Origin of the sequence: Streptomyces viridochromogenes (genome assembly GCF_001270495.1) — a bacterium.
Taxonomy (GTDB): Bacteria; Actinomycetota; Actinomycetes; order Streptomycetales; family Streptomycetaceae; genus Streptomyces; species Streptomyces viridochromogenes_A.
In genome coordinates this window covers 1-504 of the sequence record NZ_LGUR01000101.1, presented here as the reverse complement: position 1 = coordinate 504, position 504 = coordinate 1, and the positions used below count along the sequence as shown (strand labels likewise).

Below are 504 nucleotides of genomic sequence, written 5' to 3'. Positions count from 1 at the left end.
CGGCAGGAAGTCCCTCACGTCGGTTTCGGTGGCGGTGGTGGTGAGCATGGCGCCGCCGGTGGGGAGGGTGTGCATGAGGCGGGCGCGGGCCGCGACCAGGGCGGCGGCGTCGGGGAGGGTGAGCATGCCGGCGCAGTGGGCGGCGGTGAGTTCGCCGATGGAGTGTCCGGCGAGGAAGTCCGGCTTCAGCCCGAGGTCTTCCAGTAGTCGGAACAGGGCTGTTTCGATGGCGAAGAGGGCGGGCTGGGTGTAGAGGGTCTGGTGGATCAGGTCGCCGTGCTCGCCGTGTTCGCCGAGGACGACGTCGGCGACCGAGTGTGGGGCGTGCCCGGTCAGGTGCGCGTCGAGATGGGTGCAGGTTTCTTCGAAGGCGTCGCGGAAGACGGGGAAGCTGCTGGTGAGAGCCTGTGCCATGCCGGGGTACTGGCTTCCCTGGCCGGTGAAGAGCACCGCGAGTCGGGGTTCGTCCTGGGCCTGGCCGCTGACCACACCCGGCGCCTGTTC

1 protein-coding gene is annotated in these 504 nt (G+C 69.8%); it reads right to left on the bottom strand.

Features of this window, described 5'->3' with window-relative positions:
• The coding region (locus ADK36_RS10840; RefSeq protein WP_159391112.1) for an acyltransferase domain-containing protein at window positions 1-504 on the bottom strand (504 nt) is incomplete at both ends.